Source organism: Alteromonas sp. ABH2_165, from assembly GCF_056159945.1.
Map to the genome: position 1 here is coordinate 352717 of NZ_JBSWWF010000002.1, position 13299 is coordinate 366015.

At 47.9% G+C, this 13299-nt stretch carries 13 protein-coding genes; 7 read left to right on the forward strand and 6 right to left on the reverse strand.

Going from position 1 to position 13299, the window contains the following annotated elements:
- Positions 1 to 7: 7 nt before the first annotated feature.
- Together ACXAFQ_RS06130 and ACXAFQ_RS06135 are read right to left on the reverse strand one after the other, a co-directional pair.
- Positions 8 to 1159 carry a helix-turn-helix domain-containing protein gene (locus tag ACXAFQ_RS06130; RefSeq protein ID WP_474818802.1) on the reverse strand — a complete coding sequence of 384 codons (1152 nt, stop codon included), beginning with the start codon at positions 1157 to 1159 and terminating at the stop codon, positions 8 to 10.
- Between the two features lie 454 nt (positions 1160 to 1613).
- On the reverse strand, positions 1614 to 3737 hold the full coding sequence (locus ACXAFQ_RS06135) for a TonB-dependent siderophore receptor (protein ID WP_474818803.1): 2124 nt from the start codon (positions 3735 to 3737) through the stop codon (positions 1614 to 1616).
- 221 nt (positions 3738 to 3958) lie between these two features.
- On the opposite strand from ACXAFQ_RS06135, the gene tatA reads away from it, so the two are divergent.
- The 5 genes from tatA (at position 3959) to ACXAFQ_RS06160 (ending at position 7588) form a co-directional block, all read left to right on the forward strand.
- Positions 3959 to 4195 carry a twin-arginine translocase TatA/TatE family subunit gene (gene tatA / locus ACXAFQ_RS06140; protein ID WP_474818804.1) on the forward strand — a complete coding sequence of 79 codons (237 nt, stop codon included), beginning with the start codon at positions 3959 to 3961 and terminating at the stop codon, positions 4193 to 4195.
- Positions 4188 to 4556, forward strand: a complete 369-nt coding sequence (locus ACXAFQ_RS06145; protein WP_474818805.1) for a Sec-independent protein translocase subunit TatA/TatB — start codon at positions 4188 to 4190, stop codon at positions 4554 to 4556. Before tatA ends, ACXAFQ_RS06145 begins: the two co-directional genes overlap by 8 nt.
- Positions 4549 to 5331, forward strand: coding sequence for a twin-arginine translocase subunit TatC (tatC, locus tag ACXAFQ_RS06150; RefSeq protein ID WP_474818806.1), 783 nt, complete (start codon positions 4549 to 4551; stop codon positions 5329 to 5331). Before ACXAFQ_RS06145 ends, tatC begins: the two co-directional genes overlap by 8 nt.
- Before the next feature lie 220 nt (positions 5332 to 5551).
- On the forward strand, positions 5552 to 6976 hold the full coding sequence (locus ACXAFQ_RS06155; RefSeq protein WP_474818807.1) for an alkaline phosphatase PhoX: 1425 nt from the start codon (positions 5552 to 5554) through the stop codon (positions 6974 to 6976).
- 63 nt (positions 6977 to 7039) lie between these two features.
- Positions 7040 to 7588: a hypothetical protein gene (locus tag ACXAFQ_RS06160; protein WP_474818808.1), complete on the forward strand. Its 549-nt coding sequence runs from the start codon at positions 7040 to 7042 to the stop codon at positions 7586 to 7588.
- 52 nt (positions 7589 to 7640) lie between these two features.
- On the opposite strand, the gene ACXAFQ_RS06165 is transcribed toward ACXAFQ_RS06160, so the two are convergent.
- Positions 7641 to 8165 carry a prepilin-type N-terminal cleavage/methylation domain-containing protein gene (locus tag ACXAFQ_RS06165; RefSeq protein WP_474818809.1) on the reverse strand — a complete coding sequence of 175 codons (525 nt, stop codon included), beginning with the start codon at positions 8163 to 8165 and terminating at the stop codon, positions 7641 to 7643.
- A gap of 303 nt (positions 8166 to 8468) precedes the next feature.
- On the opposite strand from ACXAFQ_RS06165, the gene ACXAFQ_RS06170 reads away from it, so the two are divergent.
- Both ACXAFQ_RS06170 and ACXAFQ_RS06175 read left to right on the forward strand, forming a co-directional pair.
- Positions 8469 to 8936 carry a hypothetical protein gene (locus tag ACXAFQ_RS06170; protein WP_474818810.1) on the forward strand — a complete coding sequence of 156 codons (468 nt, stop codon included), beginning with the start codon at positions 8469 to 8471 and terminating at the stop codon, positions 8934 to 8936.
- 49 nt (positions 8937 to 8985) lie between these two features.
- Positions 8986 to 9435 (forward strand): RidA family protein, encoded by a 450-nt coding sequence (locus ACXAFQ_RS06175; protein ID WP_474818811.1) that lies wholly within the window; start codon positions 8986 to 8988, stop codon positions 9433 to 9435.
- A 77-nt stretch (positions 9436 to 9512) separates the two neighbouring features.
- On the opposite strand, the gene ACXAFQ_RS06180 is transcribed toward ACXAFQ_RS06175, so the two are convergent.
- From ACXAFQ_RS06180 to ACXAFQ_RS06190, 3 genes are read right to left on the reverse strand one after another with little or no spacing between them, the layout of a single operon-like run.
- Positions 9513 to 11210 carry an NAD-dependent malic enzyme gene (locus tag ACXAFQ_RS06180; protein ID WP_474818812.1) on the reverse strand — a complete coding sequence of 566 codons (1698 nt, stop codon included), beginning with the start codon at positions 11208 to 11210 and terminating at the stop codon, positions 9513 to 9515.
- A 60-nt stretch (positions 11211 to 11270) separates the two neighbouring features.
- Complete coding sequence (locus tag ACXAFQ_RS06185; RefSeq protein ID WP_474818813.1) at positions 11271 to 12653, reverse strand: TRAP transporter large permease; 1383 nt, start codon at positions 12651 to 12653, stop codon at positions 11271 to 11273.
- Positions 12653 to 13183, reverse strand: a complete 531-nt coding sequence (locus ACXAFQ_RS06190) for a TRAP transporter small permease (RefSeq protein ID WP_474818814.1) — start codon at positions 13181 to 13183, stop codon at positions 12653 to 12655. The genes ACXAFQ_RS06185 and ACXAFQ_RS06190 overlap by 1 nt, the downstream gene beginning before the upstream one ends.
- Between the last annotated feature and the right edge of the window lie 116 nt (positions 13184 to 13299).

Sequence of the window (13299 nt, forward strand, 5' to 3'; positions counted from 1 at the left end):
TCCTTAGCTATGCACTTTGCCTGGCCAGCCTGAGTTTGCATTCACTGCGATACTGACTCGGCGTTTTATTAAATTTTTTCTTAAACAGCGTGTTGTACACCGACTTGCTGTTGAATCCGGCATCGTAAAAAATATTGGTGATGCTTTTGTCATTTTCTGCCGGATCTTCAAGCATCCTGCGGGCTTCCTGGATGCGATAATTGTTGATGAACTCGTAAAAATTCACTTCGTAGTGCCGGTTTATGGCGTTTGAAAGTTCCTTCACCGGAATATCCAGCTTCTCTGCCAGCCGCTCAAAAGAGAGGTTCTGGTTCAGATAGGGCCGCTCCGTTTCCATGGTGCTTTCAAGGCGTTCAATAACGGCTTCACTTACCGGCTCTTTATTTACGGTTTTTACTTTTATTGGCTGTGTTCTCAGGAAATGAGACGCCGCCATAAAAATTACTGCGTTGAACAACACGAACTGCATGTAATACGATGCCAGCCCAATGAACTCCACCAGTTCGTAGTAAGGGAACCCGTACATAGCATGATATACCTTGATACCGCTTAGCATGGTTTCCCAAGCCATAATGCCCGCAAGTACCATCAACACTTTTGGTAGCCAGGCTGGAATATTAAATCGCTCTTTTACTTGCTCATCGGCCCTGCTTACCACTGCCACGGCATAAAGACTAAAGCCGACCCGGGCGATTTTGGCGATTAAGTCCACAAACACGTAATCAAAGTCGGCAAAACTGTAATTTCTGATCAGTGTGACCTTGGTCTCGTGGGGCAGAGCGTAAAAATGCAGATAGATAAATATTCCAAATATCAGCACCGGTAATAGCAACGCACTGTGCCATCGCTGCAACGTAAATTTCTTTTGTGTGATGGCGCATGAAAAAAGAAACAGCAAAGGGCCATCGAGCCAGTATGCAAAGTTAAGCGTGAAAAAGTAGTTTGGTGAAGATTCAAGTACCCAGTACCTCACTGAGCTTCCCCAAAGCACAAGTTCATGCAGTGCAATACAGGCATGCACAACAAAAAATGCGATTAGCAAACTGGTAGGGAAGCTGCCTTTGGCGCGATTAAATCCTATGTAAATCGCTACCGCCAGACATTCGAAAGCGATAAGGAGAAGCACCAAATCATGCAGGTTGAAGAGCGTTTTATCCATGACTCTCTGATTATGACTGTTGTAATAATATTGTTAATAAGTCATAGGGATAGTAACGAGTGCCTGTTACTAAATCAATCGATAAAAGTGCCTTCAGGCGTTTAACCGAACGTTCGGTTGCACGATGTGGCGAGTAGTTTCCCTGCTTTCAGACTTATGCCCCTGTCAGTTGTACTAACGTCTTACAAGGTGAATAAAAAACGAGAATTCAGTTGGTTACAAGTTCGTACCGGGATCAGAACGTTCGGATAAGCGTTTAGGCGCAGAATGAAGCGAACCTTAAATCTGCAAATGCAATCGTATCAGTGAGTTACGGTAAAAGGAGAGAATAAAGGGAGTGGTGATAAAAGTTACAATTATGTTGCATTTATTGTGTTTTTCGGTGAGGCCGTATGCAGGCCAGTGACGTTGTTGGCAACATCACCGGCCCAATTTCAATGCTATTTTAAGTGCATCAGAACTGATATTTCACGCTTACGCTGTAGTTAACTGGCGAGCCTGGCATGGTCCATAATGCATGATAAGAATTCTCGAAATATTCCTCATCAAACAGGTTGTTCACATCAAGCTTCACCGATAGCTGATTGGTGAGGTTTACCGAACCTGACAAATTCACCAACGTGTAAGACGGCAGAATGTAGTCTGGGTCGGTGGTTTGTCCAAGGCGGTCGCCCACGTAACGCACTGTTACACCAACGAAGGCGTCTTTCGCCATGACTTCGGTATAGTGGTTCAGCGAGATAAAGCCCGAGTGCTTAGCAATGTTTATTAGTCGGGAACCTTTTGGGATCGGCACGCCCCAGTCAAGATTGTTCACTTCGTTTGCGGTTTTTGCGTCGGTATACGCGTAGGACACATCAATACGAGTGGACGCGGTTAAATCGGTTGTCATCTGGAACTCGACGCCCTGACTTTCAACTTCACCCAAGGTGGCGGAGAAACCCGTATTCGGTTCTGCTGTTAGCATGTTAGTTTTTTCGGCGTTGAAGATTGCCAGACTACCGGAAAACATGTCGGCGACATTTTCCCATTTTGCCCCCACTTCATACGACGTGGTTTCTTCCGGGTCAAAGGCATTTCTGTCGGAATCCAGACCTGGATTCGGACGGAAGCCTTCGGCATAGCTGGTATACAAATTCAGATTTTCGGTAACTTCGTAGGTAAAGCCAAAACGTGGGGTAAACGCGGTCTGATCCTGCTTCTGCGGCTCTGGCGTTTCGGCGAGGAAGTTAGTAATTTCCTGCTCGAACTTATCTACACGGAAGCCTATCAATAAGGTAGCTTTTTCGGTGAGTTCAATTAAGTCTTGTGCATAAAAACCAAGACCTTGCTGCTCTTCAGCCGTAAGCGTGGTGGGAGATACTTCTGGCCGGAAAATAGTGTAATCCGGGTTGTTCGGATCAATGCTGTAAGTGGTATCGCCAGCACCCCAGGCCGTGCGCCATCTGCGATAGTCTGTGTCGATATCGTAGTTGTAATAGTCCAGACCGAACAGCACATTGTTCACTAAGCTACCGGTACTGAACTCGCCGCTTAGCTCCAATCGCAGAGATAAATCCTGCGCTTCGTAATCTCGGGTACGGCGTTGTCTGGATAAAATATTCGGATCAGTAAACAACAGCTGACGACCGCTAGACAGCTCGGTATCAGAAGACTGACCTTTCATCGAAGAGTCGCGGAATGCGACACCACTCAGCAGGTGCCAATCGGGATTCAGTTCATGGTTAAGTACTAACTGGTGTCCAAACGCTTTCACTTCATGGGCGCCGTCGCGGATGTCGCCATAGAAGCTTTCAGGTTCAACGGCATCAAAGTCGCCGTTAAGTACAAAAACGCCTCGATCCAGTGGTTTTTCCTGGTCGAGAATCTCCATCTGATAGCTCATGCTGGTGGCTTCAGAGATATTCCAGATGAAAGACGGATTAATGTTCAGATTTTTGAAGAATACATGGTCTCTGTAGGTGTCCGAATCTTCATAGGAACCGTTCAGGCGGTACGCCATGTCGTTGTTAAGGGCATTGGTGTAATCGAACTCAACTTGCTTTTTATTGTAGTTTCCAACGGTACCTTGCACGTAACCTTGTTCTTCAAACTGCGGCTTTTTCGTGATCACGTTAATCGTGCCGCCGGGTTCTCCCTGGCCGTATAACGCAGAGCCAGGACCTTTCATCACTTCGATAGTTTGAATATTAACCGTGCTGCGATTGCCGCTGTAGCCGCGGGTATTAAATCCGTTGATCAGGTAGCCAGTAGGGTTGTTCTCATCACCAGAAAAACCGCGCACGGCAAAACTATCAAACAAACCGCCCGAAGCGTTTTGTCGAACGATAGTAGGGCTAAAATCAAGTGCGTCGAGAAATCGGGTAATACCTTCATTATTCAGCGTTTCCGCGCTTATGCGGTCGATTGCCTGTGGTGTGTCGATAAGCGGCACGTTACCGCGATAGGGCTGGTAGTGCTTTTTTACTTCAACGTGCTCGATGTCATCGTTTTTTTGTGAAGTGCTCTGTGAAGTGTTTTGTTGCGCCGCTACGCTGGTTGATACGGCGAGTAATGAAAGTAAAAACTGCTTTTTCATATATTAAGTTTATCTTAGCCAGGGAATGAACGGCGAAAGATGTTATAACATCACATAATTGGGGGCAAGTGCAAAACAAGTCTGGGTTTAGTGGTCGGCTCACAGCGCTAATTCGATTTCGATAAACAGTGAAAATCTCATCAAGTGTTCACTTAATCGTCATGGTCCGGTCATATTTTGCTCCCAACATGACTGTCGAAAAAATATTAAGGAGACAGAGCATGGGCGTGAATATGTGGCAACTGCTGTTGGTATTGCTAGTGGTTATTTTGCTGTTCGGTCGGGGTCGCATTCCTACACTGATGGGCGATGTCGCGGCAGGCATTCGCAACTTCAAGCAGGGCATAAAAGACGAAGAAAACGCTACGCTGGCAACCAATCAGAATGCGGAAAAAGCCACAGCCGGTATCGATGAAATAAACACGCAACCCGCTTCGGTAGAGCAAAAAAATGCTTGATTTGAGTTGGACCGAACTGTTCTTCGTGGCTGTGTTGGCCCTTATTATCATTGGGCCAAAAGACTTGCCTGAAATGTTCCAGTTGTTCGGTCGATTCACTGCCAAGATCAAGCGGATGTATGCTGACATGCAAGGCAGCATGAACCAGCTCACAAAAGAAGTGAACATTGTGAACGGAAAAGCGCAGCCTGGTGATGAAAGCTGGAAAGCCTTTCTGCCCGAGGAAATAAGAAACTTACCGACGGATTACACGCCGGGTTCAATGACCGCAGAGCAACATGCAGAGCGTCGTAGCAGAATTGACGATGCACGCAGGCAGGCTGAAGAAGCGCGCGCTGCGAAGGAGTCGGGCAATGAATGACGAACAGATCAATAAGTCTACGGCTCCCTTACTCAACCACCTCATCGAGCTTCGCACGCGACTGCTTTATTGTCTGGCGTTTTTTATGGTGATGTTCGGTTTGGGTTACTATTTCTCTGCTGACATTTATCACTTCTTGCAGCAGCCTCTACTTGAGCAATTCGGTGCAAACAGCCAACGCCGTATGATCTATACGGGGCTACAAGAAGCCTTTTTCACCTATCTGAAGCTGGCCTTTTTTACTGCTCTATTTTTCTCCATACCGCTTATTCTCATTCAGATATGGCGATTTCTTGCGCCTGGTATGTATGCCCACGAGAAAAAGAGCTTTATGCCGCTATTCCTGATGACACCTGTATTGTTTATTGCCGGTGCAGCGCTCGCCTTTTACGTGGTTATGCCCATGGCGTGGCAGTTCTTTATGAGTTTTGAAACTGCCGGCGGCAATGAGGCAATCAGAGTCGAACTTGAAGCGAAAGTGAGCGAATACCTTTCACTGGTGATTAAACTGATTCTGGCATTCGGATTGAGCTTTGAACTACCTGTATTTCTACTCATTTTGGCAAAAACTGGCATTGTGACTGCGCAGACGCTGCGGCACTACCGACGTCATGCCATCGTGATGATTTTCCTGGTGGCCGCGTTTATAACGCCGCCGGATTTAATATCGCAAATAGCACTGGGCACACCCATCGTGCTGCTTTATGAAATCTCAGTTTATCTGGTCTCGCTCACCGAGAAAAAAGCCGCAGAAAATGAAACAGTAACTGCGTAGCTAACTTCCTAACACATTATTTATTCGGTGTTTTTTTTCTGAAGGTTGCGCTGTGTAAGCAAGTAAATCATCTGTCATTATTTGTTCTTTTAATCGTCAATAAAATGACGACGAAGTGTCATTTTTCCACCTTACCTTATTGGCTGGCAAGACCGGGAAGTTGTCCCCGTAGAGGTTCGGGGTTCCAAACATTAAAAACCAAATTATACAGGTGCAAAAAATGTCTAAAGATACAACCGGGATGAATGCTATCCAGCCGGCGGTCAATCGTCGTGATTTTGTTAAAGGTGGTTCAGTGGTCGCAGCAAGTACGGCGCTGGCGTCGTTATCTGCAAAGGCGGCAACGCTGCCGTTTTCTTCATCGTATGGGCCGCTCACGCCAAAGGCATGTAAAGCAACAGGTTTAGAGCTGTTGGCTCTGCCTGAAGGCTTCGAATACACCTCTTATGGTTGGACAGGTCAAATCCAATCTGACCGCAACCCTACACCCACTGATCACGATGGCATGGCTGTTGTGGCTGCGAAGCAGAACATTGTGTGCCTGGTACGCAACCATGAATTGAGCGAAGGCGAAGGCCACAAATGTGACCCATTACGTGGTCGTGGTATCTACAACTCAGCGCAGTACGGCGGCACCACAAACGTACTTTTCGACGTAGTAAACGGTCAATTCTTATCGTCTTACAACAGCCTTGGCGGCACAATTCGTAACTGTGCTGGCGGTGCAACGCCTTGGGGCACCTGGTTATCTTGTGAAGAAACCTATCAGTTTGCGCAGGATATTCCTCACGGCTACATCTTCGAAGTACCAGGATTCGGTATTTCAGACGGTCAACCTATTCGTGAAATGGGTCGCTTTACTCACGAAGCGGTTGCGGTAGACCCTGCCACAGCCTTCGTTTACATGACTGAAGACACAGGTAGCTCCGCTTTTTATAAATTTGAACCTGCTGGCGCATGGGGCGATCTGAAGTCTGGCGGCACACTGTACGCCATGGTTGTGAACAACACACCTCGGGTTGATTTGCGTGGTGGTTTGGTTGAAGGCGCTACTTACGATGTAACTTGGCAGGAAATTCCTGATCCTGACGCTTTCAATGAAAGCTGTTTCAGCCAGGCAACCGACGCTGCGATTATTCTTCGCGGTGAAGGTTGCTGGTATGACGATGGCAAAATCTATTTTGTATCCACCTCTGGCGGTGCCGCAGGTCTGGGTCAGATTTTCTGCTTCGACCCCCGCCGTCAGTTACTTACCGTGGTATTTGAATCTACCAGCACCTCCGAAGTTGATGGTCCAGACAACATTGCCGTTAGCCCTCGCGGTAGCATTCTGATGTGTGAAGACGGTGGTTCTGATCCTAAGCGTCTGGTGGGTTTAACGCAGGGCGGCGAAACCTTCACCTTCTGTGAAAACCGTATCGCGTTGGACCAAGGCGACTTAGCGGTAATTGACGAAGTGTATCCGGGCGTTGCATCTGGTTTTACCGACAGCGTAGGTGAGTCATTTGATGGTTCTGCACGTCGCAGCTTTACCAGCCGTGAATGGTGTGGTGCATGTTTTTATGGTCGCTGGTTGTTTGTAAACATCCAGTCGCCGGGCGTTACGTTTGCCATTACCGGCCCGTGGGAAAACGGCGCGTTATAAGCTTTTTAGCAAATTAAAAATCCGGGGGCAGAGTCAGCCCCCTTTTACACTTAAGGAATAGTCATGAAAGTTTTAGTATTACTCGCGTCTTTGCTGGTAGCTGTACAAGCCAACGCCGCCATTTTGTCTCTTGACGTACCAGGAACGGCAACCGGCTCTTTTTCTGACGAAAGTGGCTGGTTAAACGGCGATACCGCAGAAATTGATTTTTACACCTTCGAGCTTACTGCAGATACCGATGTGAGCTTCTCGCTGGAAACCGTTTTCACGTCGATGGGAATGAGCTTATATACCGGCGAGATTATGATGGATCCGGGCTTTCTTTTTGATAACAGCGGTGACTTCTTCGATTTTGCCGGTACCGCGTTAACCTATGTAACCGGAACGGACGCGTTACTGCCTGGCGCTGGTGACAACGAACTGGCAGCGGGTTTATTGGATGCAGGCTGGTATACGTTGGCAGTAGGTGGAAATGAAGGTTTCAGCTTTGGTGCGTTTGATTATACGCTGACTGCAACAGCAGTTGCGACTACGGTGTCTGAGCCTTCTACCTTTGGTGTTGTGCTAATGATGTTAGCCGGTCTGGCGTACAGCCGCCGCGCGCAACGATAAGCAACAGCTTAAATTTATAGAAGAGGGCCGTGCAGGCCCTTTTTTGTTTGCATCAGCAACCCGACAAATCCACAATAATTTCAGGCGCTTTGTAAGCATCAACATATGTTTCGTAAGACACGTAGCATCCACTTCCTGCAATTTGCGTGTGCCCCGCACCACTGGCCATGCGATTTCTGGTGGTGATATACATTTCCCGGGTTAATTCGCCGCTGATTGACTGGCCGTTGAAGTTTTCGGCAATGGTAAAATCGTTGGAGCCATATTCAACCAGCTCCAGAATTTCAGGCACGCCGTCACTGTCTCCAAAGGATGTGCCAAGAGGATAGCCTTTATCGAAGTACACGCCGTCAAAATCAAATCCATTGGTAAAGCCGCCATTTCGACGGGCAATAATGGCTTTGGTGTGAGCAATGTTAGCGGTTGAGCGAAGGGTGCCTGCCATTGTTTTCAATACGGCAGCATTGGCTTCACCCGAAAGATCGACAAATCTTGGCAGGGCTGTCACAGACAGCACACCCAGCAGGATGATCACCAGAATAAGTTCGATAAGCGTGAAACCCGATTGCTTCGTCATCGCCGAATTCATTACCTTCTCTCGAAAAGTTTCCCTGAACACATCTATTTAACCCGTTCAGTCTAAAACAAACCCAGCACTGTGTGGTTATGCTTACACATACTCAGTTAGTCTGCTTTTTACCCGATTTGTAGTTAAGCTTTCTTCATTATTAACGGCTGCAGCGCGGGAAACCTGAAGCGAATAGGCAAAATGGACTGGAATATCTGTAGGTTGATGACGGAATTTTAATCGAATTAATAGTGACAAAGTCCATGGTTCTCGCTATTTTTAATTAATTGTTAATAAAGTGGGAGACGAACAATGAAGTTTGTAATTGCTGGGCTTTTAGCCATAAGCACTTCAGCTTATGGAAGCTACACCACTGATGAAGCAGAAATCATCGCTTTACTTGAAAAGGAGTCGACGAGTTGGCGGCTAGGCGATTTAGAGGCGCATGCCGAGTGCTGGAACATTCAACCCTATAGCCGAATTCTTGTGTCGGAAGTGAATGGTGCCGTCAGAGATATTCCTCCGCAGATAATGGTTTCGCCGCCCCCGGGTGCGGCAGGACAGGGAGGCACGTTTGAACATTCAGATTATCGCTTTAGTGTGGTGGGCGATTCTGCGTGGGTAAGCCACAACGAGGTATCTACTGCGGCCGATGGCGACAAAACCTATACCTATGAAATTCGACTGCTCGAGCGTTTCGACAATGAATGGAAACTGGTGGGGCAGTCCATCCACGTTTATGACTATGACTGGGATGAAGATTTGATGATGCCGGACTGATTTTTTTTCTGTAGATTAATGATGATGCATTATTAATTCAGGGAAAATCGTGAAATCTACTCTTAAAGTTATTATTACAGCACTTTGTTTATCTGTGGCATCTGTAGCGGCAAGTGCATCGTCCGGGCCTGTATACTTTCCAAAATCAACAGGCGCACCTTATTCGAAAGCCGTTCAGGTGAACAATACGCTATATATTTCTGGCCTGCTGGGGATGGGGAAAGGCGGCCTTTCTGATGATTTTGGTACTCAGATGACGCAGTTGATGACGAACCTGTCGTCTACACTGTCTGAATTTAATCTGACAAGTGCCGATGTGTTTAAATGTACGGTGATGATTGACGACATGGCTAACTGGCCTGCGTTCAACAAAATCTATGTTTCATTCTTTGAGTCTGATCGTTTGCCAGCGCGTAGCGCTTTTGCTTCAAATGGTTTACCTGCAAATGCGCTTGTTGAACTGGAATGTCTGGCGTATATGCCGAAGAGGGAAGAATAGCCCGATAAAGCGATGAAAGGATGTGTGAGCCGAAGGGGAGACGTATAGCTCACACATCAAACTAGCAGAAGAATTTACTAAGGCGTAGTACGCAGGTACTCCCGGTATTCCGGTTTCCAGAAGTTGGCTTCGATGACAGCACGCAAGTCATCATCGGAAATCGGCGAACACAGGTTTTGCATCTGTGCGACTTTCGCCACATTAAATGCCATTTCTTTACTCAGTGCTTGCAGCTCCGTTAATGGCGGCAGCAGTGCTGACTTATCCTTGATGGTGCGGTTAGACCATTCTGCCAGCGTATCGGCAGCGGTAAGTAGCATTTCATCAGAGATACGATTAATGCGTGCAGACACCACACCCAAACCAATGCCCGGGAAAATGTAGGCGTTGTTACACTGGCTTACTGTGCGTTTCTCACCATCATATTCTACTGCTGCGAACGGGCTGCCGGTGGCAACAATGGCGCGGCCTTCAGACCATTCGTAGATGTTTTCTGGCGTCGCTTCTACCTGAGAAACCGGGTTACTCAGCGGGAAGATTATAGGGCGTTCGTTCACGGTGCTCATGGCGTGAATAACTTGCTCAGGGAACAGGTTAGGCTGACCAGAAACCCCAATCAAAATGGTAGGTTTCGCACAGTTAATAACATCCAGCAGCGTTGGGTATTCGCCGCTATAGCTCCACTCGGTAAGACTTGCTTCTTTACGCGCCAAGGGCAATTGGAAGTCACGTAAGTCAGGGGTGGATTCGGTAACAAGACCAAAACGGTCTACCATGTAGAGGCGATCCCGAGCTTCTTCTTCGCTTAAGCCGTTCGACACCATGTAGCTGATGATTTGTTCTGCAATACCACAGCCAGCACTTCCGGCCCCGGTGATCACCACGCGCTGGTTCTGCAGAATTTCTTCTTTACGGTAACAGGCAGCAATCAGTGTGCCCAGCGCCACAGATGCGGTGCCTTGAATGTCGTCGTTGAAACAGCGATAGGTGTCACGGTAACGTTTCAGCAGTGGCATGGCGTTTGGCTGTGCAAAATCTTCAAACTGGATCAATGCGTCAGGCCAGCGACGGGCAATGGCTTTCATCGCCAGATCCACGAACTCGTCATAGGATGCCTGATCGATACGCTCATGACGATTACCCATGTAGAAGGGGTCGTCCAGCAGCTTCTGGTTATTGGTACCCACGTCCAGCGTGATAGGCAGCGTGTAAGCCGGGCTGATACCACCACAGGCGGTGTACAGTGAGAGCTTACCGATAGGAATGCCCATACCGCCAATACCCTGATCGCCAAGGCCAAGAATGCGCTCGCCGTCGGTGATAACGATCACTTTTACGTTTCGTTTTGGCGCATTGCGCAGTACTTCGTCAAGGCGGTCTTTGTCGCGATAGGCGAGGAACAAGCCACGGTTATGACGGTAAATATCGGAGAAGCGTTCACAGGCTGCGCCCACGGTAGGCGTGTAGATGATAGGCATCATCTCGTCCAAATACTGGTTCAGCAGCGAGTAAAACAAGGTTTCGTTACGATCCTGAATAGCGCGCAAATAAATGTGCTTGTTAATCGGGTCGCTGAAACTGGAGTATTGCATGTAGGCCCGACGTGTCTGTTCTTCAATCGACTCGAAACGGGGCGGGATAAGGCCGGTGAGGTTGAAGTCCCAACGCTCTTTTTCAGAAAACGCCGTGCCCTTGTTCAGCAACGGGATTTCCAGCAGATTAAAACCCGCGTAATGGGTAAACAGTCGTTTTTTACTGTTTGATTTGGTAGTCATGATGTTTCCAACAGAAATGTGTGACGAGAAGGGGGTCGAAAGACCCCCATTAACGATTTATCAGTGCAGCATCTCAGGCAGGAAGAGCGAGATGGCCGGAATGTAGGTGATCATGGCCAGGAAGATAAGCATCAGACCTAACCACGGCGCACAGGCCTTGATGGTCCACAGCATACTCTTTCCGGTAATACCTGACGTTACGAACAGGTTCAGACCCACCGGCGGTGTTAGCATGCCCAGCTCCATGTTCACTACCATGATGATACCGAAGTGGATTGGGTCGATACCCAGTTGCATGGCAATCGGGAACAGAATTGGTGCCATGATCATAATGATCGCACTTGGTTCCATGAAGTTACCGGCAACCAGCAGCAGAATATTCACTAAAATCAGAAACGCCCAGGCTGGCAGACCCCATTCAACCAATGTAGAGGCGATACCGTGAGGAATTTGCTCGGTAGTCAGTACGTAAGCGAACAGCATCGCGTTAGCAATTACGAACAGCAGAACCACACTTACACGGGCTGATTCTTTAATCATCTTGCCCACTTCCTGATCGAACGCAGATTTCACGATGGCAACCGGCAGAGCGATAATGTTGCGCATCAGGGCTACGCCCAGGTTTTCACCTTCGTTGCGCCACTTCACGCCTTTCAGCGGGCCCACATCACGGTAAACCCATACGCACACCAGGTAAGCGTACACGGCAGCAACCGCAGCGGCTTCAGTTGGACTAGCAACACCGCCATAGATAGAACCCAGTACCAGGATGATGAGCATTAATCCACCCATTGCGCGGGCACCGGTGCTCATTAGCGTGCGAACACCTGGGAACGGCTGAGAAGGCAGGTTCTTTTTAATCGCTACGATGTAAATAACCACCATCAGGCTCAGGCCCATCAACAGACCAGGAATAACACCGGCTTCGAACATACGTGCTGCAGATACTTCAGTGGCAGACGCGTACACCAGCATTACGATAGAAGGAGGAATAAGAATACCCAGCGTACCAGCGGTAGAAATAGTACCGGCGGCAAAATCAAGAGGATATCCGCTACGCGCCATACCCACCAGTACGATTGAACCGATAGCTGCTACCGTTGCTGGTGAAGAACCCGATACCGCAGCAAACAGCATACAAGCCAGAACCGATGCCATTGCCAGGCCACCGCGAACGTGACCAACAGAAGCGATGGCGAAGTCGATAAGACGACGGGCTACACCACCGGTTGAAAGGAACGAAGAAGATAAAATGAAGAACGGAATAGCAAGCAGTGTGTAGTGCTCGGAAACCGACTCAAACATCTTCAGGGCCACAGAGGCCAGTGAATCGTTAGTGAAAAATAAAATAGTGAGTAGTGACGACAAACCCAGCGAAATTGCAACAGGTACGCCAATGAACATCAAAATAAATAAACAGGCAAACAGGGCGAGGGCAGTCATTACTTCATCTCCTCAGATTCGTCGAATGCTTTGCTGACATCATTAGCTTGATGCACATGGAAGGTGTCTTCTTTGCCGCGGATGATGTTGAACAGGATTTCCAGAATACGGTAACCCAGTAACACGAAGCCGATGACCATGACTGAGTAGGCAATCCACTTTGGTACCGGAAGGTCGTCGAGTTCCAGCCCAATTAACTTCATCTTGCTTAAGTACACGTAGCCGCCGTAGCCAATTAGTACGCAGTAAGTCAGGCTCGCCAGACAGCCGATAGCGACTATCCAAGGGCGAACTTTTTCAGAGAATTTTTCCAGCAGAAAATCAACGCCGATGTGAGCACGTTCACGCAGCGCCCATGAGGCACCTAGCAGAACCATCCAACCCACTAATATGGAAGTCACTTCCTGCGACCAGTGTAAACCTGTGTCAAAGCCGAATCGCAATACGACTTCGATAAACACTAACAATGTTGTCAGTACAAGCAGGATGCCGATGAGTGCATCTTCCGCTTTGTTTATAAATTGCCTCATGTTGTTATCTCATTAACGAAACGTAACCTCCTATGGCAAAGAGGATGCCAGAATGTTAAATGATGTTAACGCAATGAAAGATATGGACTTTATTTTAAAGGGTGAAAATTGAGCAA